The sequence below is a fragment of the Mesorhizobium sp. HAY1-8B genome (assembly GCF_056868045.1).
The window spans coordinates 4,786,159-4,806,884 of record NZ_CP200321.1 but is presented as its reverse complement, the minus strand read 5'-3'; the positions used below and the strand labels follow the sequence as shown (position 1 = coordinate 4,806,884).

The 20,726-nt window shown below is 59.5% G+C and carries 19 protein-coding genes; 8 read left to right on the top strand and 11 right to left on the bottom strand.

The window, feature by feature from the left end:
* From AC1VON_RS23035 to AC1VON_RS23000, 8 genes are read right to left on the bottom strand one after another with little or no spacing between them, the layout of a single operon-like run.
* Complete coding sequence (locus tag AC1VON_RS23035) at positions 1-417, bottom strand: c-type cytochrome (RefSeq protein WP_483124954.1); 417 nt, start codon at positions 415-417, stop codon at positions 1-3.
* Complete coding sequence (locus AC1VON_RS23030; protein WP_483124953.1) at positions 410-1,288, bottom strand: cytochrome c oxidase assembly protein; 879 nt, start codon at positions 1,286-1,288, stop codon at positions 410-412. The genes AC1VON_RS23035 and AC1VON_RS23030 overlap by 8 nt, the downstream gene beginning before the upstream one ends.
* Positions 1,276-1,584, bottom strand: coding sequence for a hypothetical protein (locus AC1VON_RS23025; protein WP_483124952.1), 309 nt, complete (start codon positions 1,582-1,584; stop codon positions 1,276-1,278). Before AC1VON_RS23025 ends, AC1VON_RS23030 begins: the two co-directional genes overlap by 13 nt.
* The gene (locus AC1VON_RS23020) at positions 1,581-2,183 is read right to left on the bottom strand and encodes a cytochrome c oxidase subunit 3 (protein WP_483124951.1); all 603 of its coding nucleotides are present in this window, start codon (positions 2,181-2,183) and stop codon (positions 1,581-1,583) included. Before AC1VON_RS23020 ends, AC1VON_RS23025 begins: the two co-directional genes overlap by 4 nt.
* Entirely contained in the window at positions 2,180-4,090 is a 1,911-nt protein-coding gene (ctaD, locus tag AC1VON_RS23015; RefSeq protein ID WP_483124950.1) for a cytochrome c oxidase subunit I, read from the bottom strand. Before ctaD ends, AC1VON_RS23020 begins: the two co-directional genes overlap by 4 nt.
* Positions 4,087-5,076: a cytochrome c oxidase subunit II gene (gene coxB / locus AC1VON_RS23010; RefSeq protein WP_483124949.1), complete on the bottom strand. Its 990-nt coding sequence runs from the start codon at positions 5,074-5,076 to the stop codon at positions 4,087-4,089. The genes ctaD and coxB overlap by 4 nt, the downstream gene beginning before the upstream one ends.
* Positions 5,073-5,669 carry a c-type cytochrome gene (locus tag AC1VON_RS23005; RefSeq protein ID WP_483124948.1) on the bottom strand — a complete coding sequence of 199 codons (597 nt, stop codon included), beginning with the start codon at positions 5,667-5,669 and terminating at the stop codon, positions 5,073-5,075. The genes coxB and AC1VON_RS23005 overlap by 4 nt, the downstream gene beginning before the upstream one ends.
* A gap of 18 nt (positions 5,670-5,687) precedes the next feature.
* Positions 5,688-8,084: an FdhF/YdeP family oxidoreductase gene (locus AC1VON_RS23000; RefSeq protein WP_483124947.1), complete on the bottom strand. Its 2,397-nt coding sequence runs from the start codon at positions 8,082-8,084 to the stop codon at positions 5,688-5,690.
* 420 nt (positions 8,085-8,504) lie between these two features.
* Here AC1VON_RS23000 and AC1VON_RS22995 point away from each other — a divergent pair, with 420 nt between their 5' ends.
* Genes AC1VON_RS22995 through katE form a run of 3 tightly spaced genes read left to right on the top strand, consistent with a single transcriptional unit; the run spans position 8,505 to position 11,443 of the window.
* Positions 8,505-8,813, top strand: coding sequence for a hypothetical protein (locus tag AC1VON_RS22995; RefSeq protein ID WP_483124946.1), 309 nt, complete (start codon positions 8,505-8,507; stop codon positions 8,811-8,813).
* Between the two features lie 12 nt (positions 8,814-8,825).
* Positions 8,826-9,293 carry a DUF6894 family protein gene (locus AC1VON_RS22990; RefSeq protein WP_483124945.1) on the top strand — a complete coding sequence of 156 codons (468 nt, stop codon included), beginning with the start codon at positions 8,826-8,828 and terminating at the stop codon, positions 9,291-9,293.
* A gap of 35 nt (positions 9,294-9,328) precedes the next feature.
* Entirely contained in the window at positions 9,329-11,443 is a 2,115-nt protein-coding gene (gene katE / locus AC1VON_RS22985; protein ID WP_483124944.1) for a catalase, read from the top strand.
* A gap of 163 nt (positions 11,444-11,606) precedes the next feature.
* Here the strand turns inward: katE and lov are convergent, their stop codons facing one another.
* Positions 11,607-12,641, bottom strand: coding sequence for a blue-light-activated histidine kinase (lov, locus tag AC1VON_RS22980; RefSeq protein WP_483124943.1), 1,035 nt, complete (start codon positions 12,639-12,641; stop codon positions 11,607-11,609).
* 232 nt (positions 12,642-12,873) lie between these two features.
* On the opposite strand from lov, the gene AC1VON_RS22975 reads away from it, so the two are divergent.
* A complete protein-coding gene (locus AC1VON_RS22975) occupies positions 12,874-13,119 on the top strand; it encodes a hypothetical protein (RefSeq protein WP_483124942.1) in 246 nt (81 codons plus the stop codon).
* 1 nt (position 13,120) lies between these two features.
* Complete coding sequence (locus AC1VON_RS22970; protein ID WP_483124941.1) at positions 13,121-13,738, top strand: cysteine hydrolase family protein; 618 nt, start codon at positions 13,121-13,123, stop codon at positions 13,736-13,738.
* A 60-nt stretch (positions 13,739-13,798) separates the two neighbouring features.
* Here the strand turns inward: AC1VON_RS22970 and AC1VON_RS22965 are convergent, their stop codons facing one another.
* Positions 13,799-14,329: a YciE/YciF ferroxidase family protein gene (locus tag AC1VON_RS22965; protein ID WP_483124940.1), complete on the bottom strand. Its 531-nt coding sequence runs from the start codon at positions 14,327-14,329 to the stop codon at positions 13,799-13,801.
* Positions 14,330-15,069: 740 nt separating this feature from the next.
* Entirely contained in the window at positions 15,070-18,393 is a 3,324-nt protein-coding gene (locus AC1VON_RS22960) for a DEAD/DEAH box helicase (protein ID WP_483124939.1), read from the bottom strand.
* A gap of 312 nt (positions 18,394-18,705) precedes the next feature.
* Between AC1VON_RS22960 and AC1VON_RS22955 the strand changes: the two genes are divergently transcribed.
* From AC1VON_RS22955 to AC1VON_RS22945, 3 genes are read left to right on the top strand one after another with little or no spacing between them, the layout of a single operon-like run.
* Positions 18,706-19,140 carry a hypothetical protein gene (locus tag AC1VON_RS22955; protein WP_483124938.1) on the top strand — a complete coding sequence of 145 codons (435 nt, stop codon included), beginning with the start codon at positions 18,706-18,708 and terminating at the stop codon, positions 19,138-19,140.
* On the top strand, positions 19,137-20,357 hold the full coding sequence (locus tag AC1VON_RS22950; RefSeq protein ID WP_483124937.1) for an NRAMP family divalent metal transporter: 1,221 nt from the start codon (positions 19,137-19,139) through the stop codon (positions 20,355-20,357). The genes AC1VON_RS22955 and AC1VON_RS22950 overlap by 4 nt, the downstream gene beginning before the upstream one ends.
* Complete coding sequence (locus AC1VON_RS22945; protein ID WP_483124936.1) at positions 20,357-20,716, top strand: hypothetical protein; 360 nt, start codon at positions 20,357-20,359, stop codon at positions 20,714-20,716. Before AC1VON_RS22950 ends, AC1VON_RS22945 begins: the two co-directional genes overlap by 1 nt.
* The last annotated feature ends 10 nt before the right edge of the window (positions 20,717-20,726 follow it).

The following is a 20,726-nucleotide window of genomic DNA, read 5'->3' as shown; positions in this document are numbered from 1 at the left end:
TCATTGGGCATAAAGATACGCCGCAAGATCCCGCGCTTCCTGTTCAGAAATCCCCGATTGCGGCATGGCCGTCTGCGGGGAGAAGCGCTGCGGCGAAACGATCCAGGCTACAAGATTGGCGGGACGGTTTTCCACGACACCCGCGATATAGACGCGCTTCGACAGTTCCGCCAGTGGCGCCCCAGCCTGGCCGTCCGCCCCAGGAATCCCGGAGATCGTGTGACATCCGGCGCACCCATAGCGACGAAAGATCGTCGGCGCTCGACCGGGATCGCCCCCGGTCATCATCCTGGCGATGGAGGCTTTGGTGTGCTTGTCACGCACGACACTGGTCGTGACAAACGCGGCGCAAGCCACGACAACAAGCACCGTCGCCAAGGCGGCCCGGCCGGGGACCGATGCGAGCGGATTAGACATTCTGTGCCTTTCTCTCGCTAGAGCCTCTGATCCAAAGCGCCAGCATCGTCAGTGCCGCGCCTGCATAGATGGTGCCGGCGGGAATCCACATGATCATGCCTGCCAGTTGTTGGTCTTCAAGCGGCGTCAAGCCCCAGGCCATCGCGGTTTGTGTCTGCGCTACGTACAAGACGCGCGGGGCGAGGGCCATCAATGCGCCCAGAATGCTTGTGTGCATCATAGTGAAAAACAGATGCCAGGCAGCCGAGCCGTAATCACTTCGCCAAACAAGCGCCCACCAGAACAATATCGCCGTGGCGAAGAAACTGAGATGTTGGAAGCGATGCAGCGCGGGGTTGGTAAGGGCGGCGTCGAACACTATCGGCACGTGCCAGGCCCAGATTGCAACGCCATGCAAAATGGTTGCGCTGGTCGCGTTTGTGCCCCTGTCCCACAAGCCGCGCACTATAGGCGCCCGCATCAGCATTCCCGCCGCCATACGGACCCTGGCAGGCAATCCCCACAGCAGGATTCCAATCGGCCGCGCCAACACGATCAAAGGGGCCGACACAGCCATGACGATCTCGTGCTCGATCATGTGAAAGGTAAAGAGGTGTTCGCCAAGCCAGTGCAGCGGGGATAGCAGCGCACCAGCCAGGGTCAGAAGCCCGGCGCTGTAAAGGCAGATGGGGCGGTGCATGCCACCGGGCCGATTTGTGCGTCGAGCCAGCCTTGCCGCTCCCACGCAATACAGAACTGCCAGCGTCCCGAGTGGCACCACCATCCACGGATCGAAAGTCCAGGCAGGCTCCAAGCCATGCGCATCGTCGCCATGCGCCATGGCCGGCCAGGCTATCATACCGCAGATCAGGGCGCAGATCAGCGTTGGCATGCGTCCAGCAGCATCGTGGCTGCCTCCTGCAACAACAGGGCAAAGACAAATGCCAGCGCGACCAGAAATCCCGCGTCAACAATAAAGCGCCTGGTCTGGGCCATCCCGTGTGAAGCCATACGCGCTGCAGTTAGGCCAGCGATCGAAGCAACCAGAAGGACCCCGCAGAGGACGGCGCTCCATGGACTATGCTGTCGGCAGTCAATGTAGGGCATGATTTGGCCAAGTTGGGTGCTGAGCGCCCAGGCCAGCGGCGCGACACCAAGTCCGGTCCATTGCAGCCCTGTTTTGCTCAAAGCCGAGCTATCCAATAAAGGCAGGCGTACATGGGCAACCACGTCGCAACCACGAAGTTCCAGTACATCGCATTGTCGCTGACATCTCCGAATCGGCGCGGCGTGTCGCCATGCCGGGAAAACATCAGGCAGGCGAGAACCAGCGTCTCGATCACATCGGTCAGGATGTGGGTGGTGTGGAGCCCAAGCATGACCCATACAATCGAACCGTATGCGTTTTGATCCCACTTGATATGCATTGCGGGAAACTCAAACGCGCGCAGGATCAGAGGCACTATTCCGAGCACGGCCATGACGATCAGCCCGATGCGAACCTTTCGCAGATCCTGCTCGCGCGCCCAGCGTGCGACGAGGATGTTGGGGACAAGGCTTGCCAGCAGAAGGACTGTCAGGGCCGTGCCGGCGAAGAGATCTGGCGGCGGGGCGCCCAATGGCCATAGCGGCGCCAGGCTCATCAGGTAGAGATAGATCACGATGGAGAGCGCAAAGCCTGTCACTTCAATGAGCATGAAAGCGAGCGTTCCCCACCAGGACGGGCTTGCCGTGCCAAGGCCATGCGCTGGGAGCTCGGTCAGATCGAGCACGATATCTTCCTTCATGACTCGTCCTCCGGCACGCCCTTGGGCCAGAACCAGCCTATCAGTGAGACCGCGACCGGGATGGAACCCCAGACAACCGCCCATGGGCTGAATATGGACCATATCAGCGTCAAGGTGGTCGCGAGCGCTGCCCAAAGCGGCCAGATCGAATTCCCGACCGATGATTCCCGCGCTTCTGGAATGCCCTCAACGACGCTGGTGATCAACAGTTCACGCCGGTCGACCCGCAAGCCGGCAGCGACGGGCAGGGCGGCCGCCTCCGCCCACAAGGGCTCTCGGCTGCTAACCACGGGTGGCCTGGCAAAATTGTAGGGTTGCGGCGGCGACGCCGTCGCCCATTCAAGCGTCGAGGCTCCCCAGGGGTTAGCACTCGCGACGGCGCCTGACCTGGCGCTACGGACGGCATCGATGAAAAACAGAAGGAAGCCAGCGGCCAGGACAATTGCGCTAAGGCTGATGAACATGTTGAGGCCGGCCCAAGGCATCTCGGGCTGATAGGTGTAGATGCGACGCGGCATGCCCTGAAGACCCAGTATGTGCATGGGAAAAAACGTCAGGTTGAAGCCGACAAAGATCAGGCCGAAGATCCAGCGGCCAAGGGCCTCGCTCATCATTTTGCCCGTCAGCTTCGGGAACCAGTAATAAATCGCGCCGAGGAGCGGAAAAACCGCGCCGCCGACTAGGACGTAATGAAAATGGGCGACAACGAAATAGGTGTCGTGGACCTGGGTATCGAACGGAACGGAGGCCACCATGACGCCGGTGAGACCGCCAATCACGAAGATCACCATGAAGCCGACGACGAACAGGAATGGCGTTTTGAAGATCGGCTTTCCCGCCCAGATGGTGGCAAGCCAGCAGAAAATCTGCAATCCCGCCGGGACCGCGATCGCCATGCTGGAGGCGGTGAAAAAGCTCTCTCCCAGCCGCGGGAGGCCAGCGACGAACATATGATGGACCCAAAGGCCGAAGGCGAGGACCCCCGTCGCCACCAAGGCCATGACCATCGCCAGGTAGCCAAACACTGGCCGACCTGTAAACGTCGCCACAATGGTCGACACCATGCCGACTGCCGGCAGGAAGATTATGTAGACCTCGGGATGACCGAAGAACCAGAACAAATGCTGCCACAGCAACACGTCGCCACCTTCGGCAGGGTTGAAGAAGTGCGTGCCGACAAGGCGATCGAGGATAAGGCTGGTGCTTGCGATCATGATCGCCGGCATGGCCAGAATGACAAGAAACGATGTCACCAGCATCGACCAGACGAACAATGGAATCCTGTCGAGCGACATCCCTGGCGCGCGCTGCTTGAACACGGTCACAACGATCTCGACGGCGATGGCGAGGGCGGAAACCTCGGTGAAGGTGATCATCTGGGCCCAGATATCGGCACGTTTCCCCACGCCATATTGCGGCCCCGACAAGGGCACGTAAGCGAACCATCCGACGTCCGGGCCGGTATCGACGATGAAGGCAATCCACAAGAGCAATCCGCCTGCGAGGTAGATCCAGTAGGAAAATGCGTTGAGGCGCGGGAAGGCGATGTTGCGTGTTCCCACCATCAAAGGCACGAGGTAGACGGCCATTGCCTGCATGACGGGGACGGCGAACAGGAACATCATGTTCGAACCGTGCATGGTGAAAATCTGGTTGTAGCGATCGGGTCCAATGAACCTGGCTTCAGGCTGCGACAGTTGCAGCCGCATCAGCAGCGAGAGCACCCCTCCAAGCGCCAGGAAAACAACAGCTGTCGCGATGTAGCGTCGACCGATCACCTTGTGATCCACCGTCGACAGGGCCTCCCACAGGCCAGGCTGCGCTGACCAGGTCGAGGCGAGGGCCCGGTTAAGTTCCTTGTCGCTTAAGGCCGTGTCCCTGAGCCCATCATCCTTCGAGCGAGTCATTTCAGGCTCTCCATATAGGCGGAGATATCCTGGAGCTCGATACTGGTCAGCGGCACCATCGGCATGTTGTTTCCGGGCTTCAGCGTCTGCGGATCGGTGATCCATGCGGCCAGTGAACCGCGCGTGGTCTCGACGAGGCCGGCCGCGATTGTTTGGCGACTGCCGACATGGGTAAGGTCAGGTCCGGTGGTGCCGTTGGCGGCTGTGCCCCGGATGGTATGGCAGGCGGAGCACGGCTTTGCCAGGAAAGCCGCGCGTCCGGCGGCTACGTCAGGACCTGTCGTCGGGATTGCATCAGCACTCTGTGACGCGATCCAGCGTGCATAGTCGGCTGGCGCCTCGGCGATGACCATCACCGCCATATGGCTGTGCTGCAGTCCGCAGAATTCGGCGCACTGACCGCGATAGACACCCGGCTTTTCGGCCCGCAGCAGCAGGCTGTTGGAGCGCCCCGGGACGAGATCCTGCTTGCCGGCAAGACTGGGAACCCAAAACGAGTGGATGACATCGGCGCTTTCAAGCCGAACATGAACATCCTGACCGACCGGGATGTGAATTTCATTGGCGGTCTGAAACCCGGGCGTGACGGTGGAGCTGGCGTAGAAGACCTGCCACCACCATTGCTGCGCTCTCACGGTGATCGTTACGGATGCTCTTTCAGGAAGGCCGATGCTGCGGGTGGTGTAGAAGCTGGCAACCGTCATGCCGGCAATCATAATGGCCGTCGCGGCCACTGCCGCAGTCACGACCACAGCCAGCCGCCGTTGCCGGATTTCCGTTTCGTCCTGCTGCCGTTTGCGCCACAGTGCGCCAGCAAGCACGAGCATCACAGCAACCCAGATTACCGCGCACAGAGCGACGATGCCGACGATCAGGTGTCCGACATGGATCGCGGGAGCGCCAGAGGGGTCGAGCGCGGACTGCTTTCCGCTGCAGCCGCACGCGAGCCCAGCGATCCACAACGCGATGGCGCGCGCGGCTCTCAAGGGGAGGGCCCCTGGTCAGGGTGAACCCCCACCGGCCCCTGGTCGAACAGAATGATTGCCGGTCCGCGATTTTCGGCGGGGCGGGTCTGCTTGTCATCGTTGCGACCGGGCGCCGCGACTTTGGGCTTGTAGGCGCCAATCGTCTGCACATAGCCGGCGAGCTGCCATATCTGCTCGGTCGTCATTCGATCGCGAAAAGCTGGCATTCCATGCGGCCGGCCGTCGCGGATGGACGCAACGATGGAAACGATCTCGGGCCCGTACAGCCACCAGCCGTCCAGGAAGGACGGGCCCGCGCCGCCGCGACCATCACCATGGCACGCTGGACAGCCGAACCAGGCGTAAAGACGCTTGCCCTGGCTAAGATTGTAGGCGTCCGTTTCGTATGGCTTGCCCAACGCAAAATAGCTCTCGGGCGGCGTTCCGCTGATGCCGTTTGGCATCAATCGCAACCCGTCAAGATCAGCCGCAACAGGTGGATCCAACCGAAGCTCTCGAGGCTCGCGAAGCCATCCCAAGGCGGCGCTGGCAATGCCGAGCGTTATCGCCGCAGCCGCAAAAGCGCCATTCGAGTAGCTCATCTCCCTCTTCATCATCTCGCCTACAGGGATTCAACCATCCTGGGACAGGGTTGATCGGCTCAAACGCACCGGCAAAAGTTTGTACGAAGGGGTCTTGGACTTTGGATCGTGATGCGCCAAGGGAAACAGCGGATTTGTCTCAGGATAATAAGCCGCACAACAGCCCTTGGGAATGTCGTACCGGACAATCCTGAGGCCACCGACGCTGCGAACGCTGTTGTCATCGATTGCTGTCGTCATGTCGACGATTTCACCATCGACGAAGCCCAGGCGAGCGATGTCTTGTGCATTCATGAATACAATCCGGCGCGTGCCCTCAACGCCACGGAAGCGGTCGCTGTAGCCGTAGATGGTGGTGTTGAACTGGTCGTTGGAGCGCAGCGTGGCGAGGTGCAAAACATCTGCTGTGTTGGCGGTTGAAAAGTCGGGGAAAAGCTTGCCCGGCGTGATAAAGTTCGCCTTTCCCGTTTTCGTCACCCATTTGCGCTCCCGCGCCGGCAGCGGTCTTGCAAATCCACCGGGCAAAAAAAGCCGTTCGTTGAAATCCTTGAAAGTTTCGGGGTAAGTCCGCTCAATGGCATTGCGGATCTCGGAGTAATCGCCAACCCAGGCGTCCCACGGAACCTTCGTTTGCCCAAGCGTAGCCTTGGCAATGCCGGCAATGATAGCCGGTTCGGAGAGTAGCGCGGAGCTTGCCGGTTTGGCCTTGCCGCGTGAGCCATGGAAATGAGCGATGGAGCTTTCCATGGACACCGCCTGCGGCCCACTCGCCTGCTGGTCGAGTTCGATGCGGCCAAGGCTCGGCAACAGATATGCGACCTCTCCATGCAGGACGTGGCTGCGATTGAGTTTGGTGGCTATCTGCACGCTTAGACGCAATTTGCGCCATCCCTCTTCCATGGCCGCGGTGTCTGGCACCGCTCTCAGGAAATTGCCGCCAAGGCTGATAAACGCGCGGGACTGACCGGTTAAAATCGCTTCGCATGTTTCCACCGTCGAGCGGCCGGTCCATTGCGGCGGCTCAAAGCCATAGAGTTCGGAAAGTTTGTCGAGGGGCGCCAGGCCGGGCTTCTCCGTGATCCCGACGGTGCGTTGGCCCTGCACGTTGGAGTGACCGCGAACGGCGCAAATATTCGCCCCGGGCTTGCCGATGTTGCCGCGCAGCAGCGCGAGGTTGCAGACCATGTGAACGTTCTCGACGCCCATGAGCTGTTGTGTGAGCCCCATGCCGTAGACCATCATGACTGCGTTTGAGTTGGCATAGGTGGCAGCGGCCTTTTTCATTTCGGCGTGCGTCAGCCCCGATACACGCTCAAGCTCGTCCCATTGGTGGGCGCGCGCAGCGGCTGCGAATTCCTCGAAGCCGGTCGTGTGTTCCTTGATGAAATCGTGATCGAGAACGTGCTTCTTGGCAGCCGATACCATCGATGCCGCAAAGGCAATCATGGCTGCATTGTCCGGATCTTTTGGCGTCGCATCGTGTCCGGCCACAGGGTTTTGACCAGAGGCTTTCAGAGCGTCGTCGGCTTCGATGAGCGCCTTGCAGACGCCGAACAACGCTGCGATATCGCCGCCGTTGTTGACTTGATAATATTCCGACGAAATCGGTGTCTCTTTGCCGGTGAGCATCTGGCCGGGCGATTGCGGATTGACGAAGCGCTCCAGGCCGCGCTCCCGCAGCAAGTTGAACGTAACAATCTTCACGCCTCGGTTGACCGCGTCCTGCAGATCGTGAAGCAGGCGTGGCGAGGAGGTCCCGACATTCTGGGCAATATAGAATATGCAGTCCGTGTTCTCGAAGTCGGACAAAATGGCGGTGCCGACCGATGCGCCGATACTCTCGGGAAGCGCAACGGAGGAGCTTTCATGGCACATGTTCGAGCTGTCGGGCATGTTGTTGGAGCCATACATCCGCGCGAACAGCTGGTACATGTAGCTCGCCTCGAGTGAGGCCCGCCCAGATGTGTAAAGATCGGCCTGATGCGGGTCGAGAGCGCGCAACTCCCTGCCGATCTCTTCGAATGCTGCGGACCATTCGACCGGCACATATTTGTCGCTGGCAGCGTCCCAGCGCATCGGGTGCGTCAGCCGACCCTCCTTTTCGAGGTCGTGATCCGACCATCGCTCGAGTTCTCTCAGCGTGTGCTTGTCGAAGAACGCCGGGCCTGCACGTCGCGACGTGGTTTCCCAGGCTGTCGCCTTGGCGCCGTTCTCACAAAATTCTAGCGGATGCGGCTGCGCTGGCTTTGCCCAGGCGCAGCTCACGCACATATATCCTTCAGGCTTGTTCTGGGTCGAAAGCAATCGGCTCCCCTTCAAGGGAACATGTTCTTTTAGGAGAACCTCACCCACGGATTTCGCTGAGCCCCACCCACCGGCGGGCCCTTTATACGGCTTGACAGTGGCTGTTCTCGTTCTCGAAGTCATTTCCTGCCTCGTTTGCGACAGCGAGATTTCCGTCGGTCTCGCTCTCATTTGCCGTGGACGCCCAAGCAACGCCACTTGGCCCGCGACCTCTTCCCTTCGCCGGCCACGGGATGACATCCTGGCTGCGACATAATCGACAATGCGAAAGGTTGGCCAATCAGCGTTTCCCGGCAATATGAAACTTGGGATCTGCCTGACGGTTCCACGCATGGACTGACTTCGTTGTCCTCAACTTTTGCCACCGGCTTCTGACGTCAGAGAAGCGTCGCGTCGGCCGCTTCGGGATTGCATGGCGGCGCTGGAACCTCGTCTCGAGTGGAAAGTTGACCACCGTCCCCGAAGGAGATTCCGCCATGGCGCGTCCAGCTAGCAGACCCGTTGTCCCGCCCTCCAACGGTCGTATGTGATGAAGAAAAATCCATGAACGTCGCCAACCTACAGCTGGAGGGGCTGCTGATGGCGGTCGCAGCGGTCAACAACGCCCTGGTACGGAAGGGACTCCTTTCCATTGATGATATCGATAGGGCCTTGAAAACCGCGGAAGCTTCGTTCACCGGCGACGAGCGCCTGTTCGAGGACATGTCACCGGCAAACCGCGATGCCGTCTGCTTCCCTTTGCGACTTCTGCAACTCGCGAACACGAGCCAGTTCGTGCCCGGCGTGCCGCCGTTTTCAGAGTTGGCCAAGCAAGTCGGGATTACCAAACAGCCTTACAACGACCAGATGTGAAGGAGCATAGGTATGGAGGTTCTGGAAATCGTCGTTGCCAACAACGTTGTGGAATTCCGCGGCGAGGGTGGTGACAACATAGTCGTTACCGTCGCGCAACCGGCGGTCTTATCCCCAGAGGAGCTGATCGAAAAATCCAAGATCATGCTTTTGCATGCCGCCAAATTTGGTGTCGACGAAGAGAATTCTGGCGAACAGCGGCTAGCCGATGCGGGGGATGAGTATCGGCTTGAGTATCATGACAATGGGGAGATCCGTGACGTGGGTGGCCTGGTCTTTCCCGATCTGGACGCTGTGCGCGACGAATGCAGGCGCTCGGCGGAGGATTTGTGGAAAGACGCCCTGTCTCGGGGTGAAGCACCGGTGGGCTGGGCCGTCAGGGCGCGTGACCGTCGCGGTGACATCGTCGCCACGGTCGATTTTTCCGACTTGCAACGCGCCGCCGCCGAGATGGACCAACGACCTCAGTCCGAAATTTGAGCCCGTCATTCTCAAGCGTTTCAAAGGAGAGCACTATGCCGCGTAAGCCAGCAGCCGAAGCCAACGCACCGGCAGCCACCGTCCACGACTTGACCTTGGTCAGAGGCCAAGGCGGGGAATTACATCAGGTTGCGGAGGGCGACACTGACGTCCTGACTACAGCCCAGGGCGGCCCGGTCTCAGATGACCAGAACACGCTCAAGATCGGCGCACGTGGTCCCACGCTGATCGAGGATTTTCATTTCCGCGAGAAGATTTTCCACTTCGACCATGAGCGCATTCCTGAGAGGGTAGTGCATGCGCGTGGCTATGGCGCCCACGGCTTTTTCGAAACCTACGAGTCGCTCGCAAAATATACGCGCGCCGACATCTTCCAGCGAGCAGGGGAAAAAACGCCGGCATTCGTGCGGTTCTCGACGGTGGCAGGCAGCAAGGGGTCATTCGACCTTGCCCGCGACGTCCGGGGATTTGCCGTGAAGCTTTATACCAAAGAGGGCAACTGGGATATCGTGGGAAACAATATCCCGGTGTTCTTCATTCAGGACGCGATCAAGTTTCCCGATGTAATCCATTCGGTCAAGCCGGAGCCTGACCGTGACTTCCCGCAAGCGCAGTCGGCCCACGACACGTTCTGGGACTTTATCAGCCTGACGCCGGAATCGATGCACATGATCATATGGGTGATGTCGGATCGCGCCATCCCGCGCTCTTTCCGCTTCATGCAAGGGTTCGGCGTGCACACCTTCCGGCTCGTCAACGCGGCCGATGAATCGACCTTCGTGAAATTCATCTGGAAGCCCAAGTTTGGCATGCAATCAGTCTTGTGGAACGAAGCGGTCAAGATCAACGGCGCCGATCCCGACTTTCATCGCAGGGACCTCTGGAATGCCATCCAATCCGGCGATTTACCCGAATGGGAGCTGTGCCTGCAATTGTTCGACCAGGAGTTTGCCGACAATTTCGACTTCGACATCCTGGATCCGACCAAGATCATCCCGGAGGAGATCTTGCCGCCCATACCTGTCGGGCGTCTTGTTCTAGACCGGATGCCGGAGAATTTCTTTGCCGAGACTGAACAGGTCGCGTTCATGACCCAGAATGTTCCGCCTGGGATCGACTTCAGCAACGATCCGCTGCTGCAGGGCCGCAACTTCTCCTACCTCGACACGCAGCTGAAACGCCTGGGCAGCCCCAATTTCACGCATCTGCCGATCAACGCGCCAAAATGCCCATTCCATCATTTCCAGCAGGACGGCCATATGGCGATGCGCAATCCGGTTGGACGGGCCAATTACCAGCCGAATTCATTCGGCGTCGGCCCGCGCGAATCCCCTGAGCGTGGGTACCGGTCCTTCGCTGACGGGGAGGAGGGCCAAAAGGTCCGGCTGCGGCCCGAAAGTTTTGCCGACCACTACAGCCAGGCCGCCCAGTTCTTCAACAGCCAGACCCCACCCGAGCAACGCCACATCGCTCAGGCCTTGACCTTTGAACTGAGCAAGGTTGAGACCCCGGCCATCCGCGAGCGGATGATCGCGCACCTGCTGAACATCGATGAGGGGCTTGCTGTCTCGGTCGCCGACAAGCTCGGCATCGCCGAGATGCCGAAGCCGGCCGACGCCGCTGTATCGCCGCGCACGGATCTCGAGCCCTCGCCAGCGCTGAGCATCATTGCAAATGGTCCGGAGAGCTTTGCTGGCCGCAAGGTTGGCGTCCTGATCGGCACCGGCACGGACGCCGGTCTCTTCAAAGCCTTGCAGGCTGCCATTGAGAATGAAGGGGCCGCAATGGAAGTTATCGCGGCAAAGGTCGGCGGCGCGGTGGCCAGCGATGGCACCAAGATTGTGGCCAAGCATATGATCGATGGCGGCCCATCGGTATTGTTTGACGCGGTCGCCATCCTGCTCACCGAAGAGAGTGCCAATCTGCTGGCCGGCGAAGCGGCGGCTCGCGATTTCGTGGCGGATGCCTTTTCTCATTGCAAGTTCATCGGCTTCACGACCGGCGCCGTGCCGCTTCTGGCCAAAGCGGGCGTCGAGCCCGGGGCTGACGAGGGAATGCTGCCGCTGGCTGACAAGGCGAGTGCCACGGATTTCATTGAAAGTTGCAGGGGTCTGCGGCTGTGGGCGCGGGAAGCCGCAGTCAAGCTGTGAGGCCGCGTCTTCAGCCTTGCAAAAGAGGGGCCCGCAGACTGGGGCCCTTCATTGTGATGATTTCTGAAAGAGCACAGCTCCGAATGGTGTGGACATCGTGTCGGCGCTGACCCCACGCAGCTTTTGCCGCTACGACTGCTCGCTCATGTGCGGCGAACGGTTGCTACGTTTCGCTGGTGACGTTAGGTACTTCGACGACGATTCTCACACCGCGATCTAACCATTCGCGCTCGGTAGACCCTTGAAGCTGCCGCCGTATCGTAGCTTCAGCGATCACAGTGCCAAAGCCTGCCTTTCGGATGCCCGCAGGCGGCGGGCCTCCCGTTTCTTCCCAAACGAGCGCAAGCCCTTTGGTTTGCGGAATTTCGTTCCAGCTGATTGCGACCTGGCCAGTGTCGTGCGAGAGCGAGCCATGCGACGCCGCGTTTACAGCGAGCTCATGAATGAACAACGCAAGCGGTTGGACCGCGTGAGCTGCAAGCATGATCTCCGGGCCGCTCAAAACTGCCCGTGTCGCACCGTAGGGCTCTATCTGTGTCCGAATGGCCTCCCGTAGCGGTATCTGATGCCAGCCGCGCCGGGAAAGCAAAGTGTGGGCTCGGGCCAGAGATTGCACACGCTGCTGCACGGAGGCCGCATACAAGGCAGCGTCGTCCGATCGAGTAAGCCGCACGATGCTGTCGACAAGCGCAAGCACATTGTTGGCGCGATGGTCTACCTCTAGAAGAAGCCGGTGCTCGGAGTCTTCGAGAGACTGGATCCTGCGATAGTCTGTGCGGTCGATTTGAGAGCCGAAGTGATACACAACTCGGCCGCTGTCATCGTGAATTGGGCTGAAGTGAAGCTGGTTCCAGAAGGCCGATCCATCCTTGCGGTAGTTGAGGAGTTCGACACTGGCCTCGCGCTCCTCTCTAATCGCGGCTCGTATTTCGGAAACGGCGATTTTGGATGTTGCCGGACCCTGCAGGAACCGGCAGTTTTTGCCGAGAACCTCTCCTGCGTCGTATCCTGTTAATTTCAAGAAAGCTTCGTTTGCCAGCACTATAGGGTAATCTTGCTGTGTGGCATCGGTGACCACCATCGGCATACGTGTTCGCTGAAACGCTGTGGCCGCCAACTCCTTGCGGTCTGGCAGCGCATCCGCCGTCACTGCGGCCGGCTGATCACCGTGAATATGGGACAGGTCTTTCTCGTCCATTAGCGTTCCTTGGTTGCCGACTAACAGGTTGAACGTGAGGGACGCTAAAGCGTTGCCGACCGCTACCAAATTCACTGCTGAAGCCGATCTGTCGCAACAGTCGGTGACGAAGTTGGCGCCGTCTGCCCGAGCCGTGGAACAAGGATCGGGGCCGCAAATTACAGGAATTGATGTCCCGGCGGGTGCCGCCAAGCGGTGCTTAGCGCTTTGTCGAATTGGGTGGAGGATTGAGATGTCGCGTGAGGTAGAGCAACGCCGTCTTCAAATGCTTATCGAGCAGTATGTCGAGGTGCGGAAGAAGCGGCACGATGTTGTATCGGTGAGGCACGCAGCGGCGGCTGTTCTGACCGTTATGAAACAGAGTCCGGTTTCAAAAAAAGAGCTGGACGACATGATTGCCGCAAGCGCCGTGGCTCATGGCCTCGGGGTTGTATTCGATGCGCTGCAATCCCCGTCGGATTATTCGGTGTCGCGCTGACATGGCTGCCGACCCTACTTTGCGCGACGAACCCATTGGTGACAATGCAGTGCATATCTGCGTCGACATGCAGGCGATGTTCCGCGAGCCGTCGCCTTGGTCGTTGCCGTGGATGGACCGTGTGCTTCCCAGGATCGTAGGGCTTTGCAGCACACAGCCGGCGGGATTGGTCTTTACGCGGTTTATACCGGCTAGGCGGCCCGGCGACGGGCAGGGGACTTGGAAACGCTATTATGAACGGTGGGCAGACATGACACTAGAGCGCCTTGGCCCGGGACAGGTGGACTTGGTGCCGGAACTTCGAGCGTTTACGCCGCCAGCGCCAGTTGTAGATAAGCCGGTGTATTCTCCTTGGCTTGGCTCGAACCTTCGCACTCTGCTGGCGCAGCGGCGCTGCGACACCGTTATCGTCACCGGCGGCGAAACAGATATGTGCGTGCTTTCGACTGTGTTGGGTGCGGCAGACTATGGCCTGCGCACCATCGTGGTCCAGGATGCGGTCTGCAGTGCCTCGGATGAGGCCCATGATGACATGATCGGGCTGTTCAGCAATCGCTACGGCCAGCATATCGAGACCGCCACCACCGAGCAGCTTCTAAACTGTTGGATAGGCGGGTGACCGACGTACACGGTAAGGGCCACGACGATGTCGCCGTGGCCATTCTTTCTGTGCGTGGAATCAGGCCGCTTTTTGCTGCTCGGCCGCTCTGTCATTCACGCCGGATTCACCAAGGGAGGTGAGGGCTTCGTCGGTGGCCTTCTCCTCTTCGAGTGTGGCGTTGAGGAGTTCGACGATGTCATCCTTGCCCAGCGATGTCGCCCAGGCGATCAGCGTGCCATAGCGCGCGATCTCATAGTGCTCGACCGCCTGCGCAGCGGCGACAAGGCCCGCGTCGATCGAGGTCGAACCCTTGTATTCCTCCAGGATCTCGGATCCTTCCTCGATGATGCCGTCGATGGCGGGGCAAGTCTTGCCGCGCGCAGCAACGCCAAGGATATCGAACACCTGCTCAAGTCGCTCGACCTGGCCCTCCGTCTCGACAAGATGTTTCTCGAAAGCGGCGGACACCTGGGCGTCCTCCGCGCCCTTGGCCATTTTAGGCAGGGCTTTGAGAATTTTCTTTTCGGCGTAGTATATGTCCTTGAGGCCGTCGAGGAACAGATCCTCGAGGCCCTTGGTGCCGGCACTGGCTTTCTTGGTGGCTGCCATCTGACAATCTCCTTTGGTTGAAATCACCCCTTCGGGTGCTAATCCAACTCGGATGGTTGCGGCAGGTTCCTCCAGAAAATCACGTGTGATCAATTTTCTTTTTAGCCTCGAAAAGCTCTTCAAAAGCGACACGAGACATGACCGAGCTTTGATGCTCGGCGCACCTGCTTGGTGCTATGGTTTGAATTCCTTGTTTGCCGCTGGGCGTCTCAAGGGGCGACCGCCGTGATGCACGAAGGGCGACATACGGGGATCACCGACGCTGCAGGGGAACGAACTGCTTCGGCGCGGGTTGCGCATCGTCCTTCATCCTAAGTCTCGGGGATGTCCGTTTGGCAAGCCAAGCGACCCGAGAAACCAAGTAATCATTTCACCAACGATGGGAGAACAAGGCGACTGAATTTGTGGTGACTATGATTGACGGGAGGCAATTTCGTGCCAGCAGCGAGAATGCCCGGTGTTGTCGGCCCTTGTAGACCAATGCAGCACGAAAAGGTTATTGCGAACTGGCTGTCAGGCCAAGCGAGCCCGAGCATTCCGGCCGGGAGACAAACGCCGTCTTTTTCAAGCACGGGATCATATCGATCAGTGAAGGAGGCCAAGCACAAACGGATTTGCCAGCGGACAAGCCAGTATCAGCCTAGCCGCTCGCCGTGGCAGGCCCGTCCCGCCAGTCGGACGAGGCACCGTCCGTGAACCTACCCAGCTCGTGTTAGGCTTCGATCACGCCGGAGAGCCGGTTACAGAGCGGCTAGCACCAGTTCATGAACAGTGGCCAACCGCTCCGGCCCAGGCTGCGTGGCGATCTTAAAAATGAGCCGCCCTTGACGTCGAACGCAGTCGGGGCGCTGGATCAAGCGGTCATAAGACTTGGAACCGGGCGTCCTAAATTCGATCGCTATGGCAACGGGGCCAGCGCCGATCTTGGAGATGCCGGCCTTCACCGCCGCAAGCTTAAGGCGTGCGAAATCGATTAGCATAGTCGCCTCAAGTGGCGGCTTTCCAAACCGATCTTCAAGCTCCTCGGCAAAAGCATCGATTTCAGCGAGGGTCTCAAAGCGTTGCAAACGCGAATAGAGATTGAGGCGCACCACCGCCTCGGGGACATAGTCGAACGGAAGAGTGCCCGAGAATTGCAGTTCGATCTCGGTTTCAAAGGTCGAGGTGGCATTATTACCCCGCACTTTATCGACTGCCCGCGCCAACAGCCGCTGATAGAGGCTCAACCCGATCAACTTCATGTGGCCGGCTTGTTCCTCTCCAACCAGATCGCCCGCGCCGCGCAGGTCGAGATCGCGGGCACTGATAGCAAGCCCTGACCCGAGCCGGTCGAAAGCGAGCAGTGTCGAGAGCCGCGAGCGCGTTTGCGGCGCGATGTCCTTCTCAGCCTCGGTTAACAAGTATGCCATACCTTGCACCCGCCCCCTGCCGACACGGCCGCGCAACTGGTGCAGTTGAGCCATCCCGAACCGGTCCGCTCGAAACACGACGATGGTGTTGGCGCGTGGCACATCCAGGCCATTCTCGATGATGTTTGTCGACAGAAGGATGTCGCCATCCCCGTTGGCAAAGGTCACGATAGCCTCGTCCATCACGGAGGCGTTCATGTCGCCATGGGCCACCAGCACGGATAAATCGGGAACCAATTTGCGCAGTTCAGCAAGCGTGGGTTCGATGTCCTCAATGCGTGGGACCACGCAAAAACTTTGGCCAGCCCGTCGATGCTCGCGGATGAGTGCTGTCTTGACCGACGCTCTATCGAATGGTGCAAGTTCTGTGCGCACCGGACGCCTTCTTGCCGGTGGCGTGGAAAGCAGGCTGGCTTCCTGGACACCAACCATGGCTGCCGCAAGCGTACGCGGTATGGGAGTGGCACTCATAGACAGAACGTGCAGTTTCTGGCCGAGGCCGCGAAGCGTTTGCTTGAATTTCACGCCGAAGCGGTGCTCCTCGTCGATAACGAGCAGACCGAGGTCGGCAAAGAAGACGTCCTTGGCCGCGATTGCCTGCGTCCCAACGACGATTCGAAGCGATCCATCCGTGAGCCCAGACTTGACCTTTCTTGACTCAGCCTCGCCGACGACGCGCGAAAGAAGGGCCACACTCACCTCGCTGCCCTCAAACCTGCGGGAAAATGTTTCGTAGTGCTGGCGCGCCAGCACTGTAGTCGGTGCGACGACGGCGACTTGGAAACCATTCAACGCGACAACGGCGGCAGCGCGCAACGCCACTTCCGTCTTGCCAAAACCGACATCGCCGCAGATCAGCCTGTTCATCGCCTTGCCAGATGACAGGTCGTCGATGACGGCGGCAATCGCCTCCGCCTGATCGGCGGTTTCCGGATAGGGGAACCTTCCGGCGAAACGAGCATAAGGAATACGCGGTGGTTTCAACGCTCGGGCACCAGTTCTGTCACGCTCGGCAGCCAGTCTGACAAGCTGTTCTGCCGCCTCAGCAATCTCCAAGTCGAGCTGTGCCCGGCGCTTGGCCCAGCCATCCCCTTTCAACCTGTCGAGCGTCACTACCTCTTCATCGGCCCCATAACGCCAGATGCGGCCGAATTCCTCTACGGGCGCCAGAAGCGTGGCTCCTCCATTATATTCAAGCCGTACGGTATCGGTGACCATCCTCTCGACCTCGACGGTTTCAAGGTCTCGCAGAACGGCGATGCCGTGATCTTCATGCAAAACGACGTCGCCGATTCGCAACTCTGGCTCCTGAGCGAGCGAGGGGGCTCCATGATCTCCCAGGTTTATTCGTGTACCGAAGACGTCGGGGGCCGTTACGACCGCAAGCGCGGCCTTGTCATCGACAAAGCCATCGTCGATATCGACATTGAGGCTGACCAAGGTTGCGGGCTCGACGCCCAGTGCCGATGCCCAGCTTTCGACGTGGCCGACATCAAGCGTCAGATGACGCTGCAGCGTCTTGACCATCCGATCGAGGTCCACAATAGGGCCGGCGAGGGCGACACGCCGGCCGGTCTGGATCTGTTCGGCAATAAAGTTTGCCATAGCCTTTGAAGGGTTGATCTCGACGATAAAGTCGGGCGTTGGCGACAAGCCATGCAAATCAAGCTCCATCCGACGTTTCGCCAAGTGCTTATCAAGGGTCGGGCGATCCAGGTAGAAGCGTTCTGCGGTCGGCTTGCGGCCTTGCTGGCTGTCGCGCATCCGCCGGGCGTCATCGATCAACGCGATCGCGGCGTCGAAGCGTTCGTCCACAGCCGGCTCCACGGCAATACGGGCGTGCGGCAAGAGTTCGAAGATGGTGTTGAGCTTGTACCCGGCCCCGACCATCTGCATTTCCATGCATGGTGCTTCCGTAGGTTCAGCCGGGGCTGAGCTCCCTTCCAGCAACTCCGTCGAAGGCGCGAGCATGATGTTCTCGAAACTCTCATCTGTGCGTTGCGACACCGGGTTGTATGAACGAATGCTGTCCACGACCCCACGCTCGATTAGAACCCGAAAGGGATGTGGCGCTCCTGATGGAAACACCTCGATGCCCTGACCAAGCAAGGCGAATTCCCCAGGCTCGTCGACCCGATCGTCCATCAGGTAGCCATAAGTCTGCAGGCGATCGCAAAATGCCTCAACATCAACGCGGTCGCCGATGGCCAGGGATGTGAAGGCCGTTGCAATCGCATGGACAGGAAGAAAGCGCTGCAGCGCCGCCTCTGGGGACATGACCACTACGCGAGGACGAGTGTTGGCCGGCTTGGCCAAAGCGAGAAGCGCGGTTGCGCGTCGTCCCATGCTTTGACGCGATGGCTGGATACGGTCGTACGGCAGGCAGTCCCACGGCGGCAATAAAATCACCTGCGTTTCCGGCATAAACTGCGCGAAGGAAATTGAGACTTCTTCTGACTGGTTCTCGCTCCGTGCGATGAATATCATGTCATCCGCGCCGCCATCCCGTACGGCCTCGACCAGCCGCGCGGCAATTGCCGCAGCTGGTATACGACGCGATCTTTTTGCGTGTTCTTCGTTCGGAACACCCGATTCTGAAAGCGCGCTCGAGCCCACCACGTCGATCGGCGGTTTTAAGTTTTTTTGTCGTTTCATGAAATATCGGTCCGAGGTTGCCCGCTTCTAACGAGCTTGCGCACGGTGTGTTCCAAAGGCCGCGGGCGCGCTCCAAGAGGGCGTGTAGCCCGAATGCGGCAGCCAGAGGACAGCGTGCAATTGGCTGTTCTCGACCCTTCGCCGAGTGAACCCTCGGCGGCAGGACGTGCAGGATACAGTCGGGTCTCCGGATACGGTCGTTAGCAATGCCCGCAATCAAATCGCGGCGAACGTGACGATCACAAGCGGGGAGGTAATTCCTAAGGCCAATCGCTGGCGGAACCTTTTCGACCCGGACGCTTTACGCATCCGATGTCACGCAGCGTCGTAGCGTTCGCTAATACCACCATCTCGCGTCTGCTGGCGGCCGTGTTGCTCGCCGGCCTAGCTGCCTGTTCTTCATCCGAGGCTCAAGACAAGCAGGCGCAGAACGCCAAGTCCACCGCCAATTCAGCGATCATGGTCATCGACAGTTGGAGCGCAGGTGCCACGCCCTCCCACTATGCGGGAGCCACGTTGCGGTCTTTGGCTGAAGCGTTAGCTGACTACGATCGGCAACTACAAACGGCGGACGGTTCTGAGTCCTCCAGGCGACTGGCGCGACAACTCACAGCCGCTGCCGAGCGGGCCGAAAATGCCGTCACGAGCGGCGACAGAGCACAAGCGGAGCAAGCCGGTCAGGAGCTACGAACTGTCATTGCCAAGTTCGTTGTGGCAAATCCCGCAGATCGAGCGACAAATCCATGAAAAAATTGCTGGAAATCTCGCTCGGCGTGGTGACCAGCGTTGGGGGCTTCCTTGAGGTCGGATCGTTGGCGACTGCAGCCCAGGCAGGTGCATTGTTCCACTTTCAGCTGGTCTGGGCGATTCTCCTTGGGACTATCTGCATTATTTTCCTCGTGGAGATGGCTGGCCGTTTCGCAGCCGTCAGCAAGCACACGATAGCCGACGGCATTCGCGAGCGCTTCGGCTTCAAAGCGTTCCTTTGGCCTCTGGTCAGTACATTGCTGGTCAATTTCCTGGTGCTGTCTGCTGAGATCGGCGGGGTCTCCATTGCTGCTGAACTCGCCACCGGGATCGGCTTCCAATGGTGGGCGCTGCCGGTAGCTTTCATTGCGTGGCTCTTGCTGTGGAAAGGCACTTTCGGCCTGATTGAGAAAGGCGTTTCGCTGTTGGGGCTGGTAACGCTCTGCTTCGTCGTAGCAGCGGTCATCCTCAAGCCTGACTGGACGCGGGTCGCCGTCAGTTCGGTGCCCTCCTTGCCGCATCACGACACCGCTACCTACTGGTTCATGGCTGTCAGCATTCTGGGTGCGTCCATCTCGCCATATCTCTTCATGTTCTATTCCGCGGGAGCGATCGAGGACAAGTGGGACAAGAGTTATCTCGGTATCAATCGCGCTATTGCCGGGCTCGGCATGAGTTTCGGCGGCACCATCTCCATAGCCGTGCTTATCGTCGCTGCGTTGGTGCTTGGAGCGAACGGCATCACCCAGGTGGACGATTACCACCAATTGCCATTGATGCTGACTCCGGTGTTCGGTTTCTGGGGCTTTGTGCTGTTCGTTGCCTCGCTTGGCATCGCCTGCTTCGGCGCCACGGTCGAGATCGCCCTTCAGCAGGCATACCTCGTCGCGCAGGGGTTCGGGTGGAATTGGGGCGAGGACCGCAAGCCTCGCGACGATCCAGGCTTCACCATGGTCTATACCGTCACGATCTTCGCGGCCGCCATTCCGATTGCGCTCGGCCTTGATCCGCTGAAGCTTACCATCTTTTCAATGGCCCTTACGGCCGCAGGCCTACCGCTGGCGGTCGTGCCATTTCTCTTCCTGCTCAATGACCGGTCTTATATGGGCGAACATCGCAACGGCGTGATCTCAAACGCGGCAGTGCTCTTTATTATCGCGCTTGGCTTCATCCTCGCGGTTGTCACCATTCCTCTGCAAATATTTGGAGGCAGTTGATGCACATGATACGCGACGTTTTGGACAAGCAGGTTGTCGACCGCAATCAGGTCAAGATCGGCAAGGTGGACGGGATAGTAGCCCAGTTGAGACAAGGTAAGCCCCCAAGGGTCATCGCCGTCGAGATCGGGTCGATTGCGCTGGCGCGCCGCTTGGGACCGCTCCCTGGACGCTGGATGGTCATTCTGGCCGCCAAGCTGGGCGGCGAACGCCATGCCAAGCCTCATCGGGTGGCATGGAGCAAGGTTCGCGACATCGGCCTCGAAATCGAGTTCGATATCGATGTGCGCAAGACTGCTATTTTTGACTGGCAGGACTGGTTGCGCGAACACATCGTCGGAAGGATTCCGGGAGCTTGACGATGGCAAC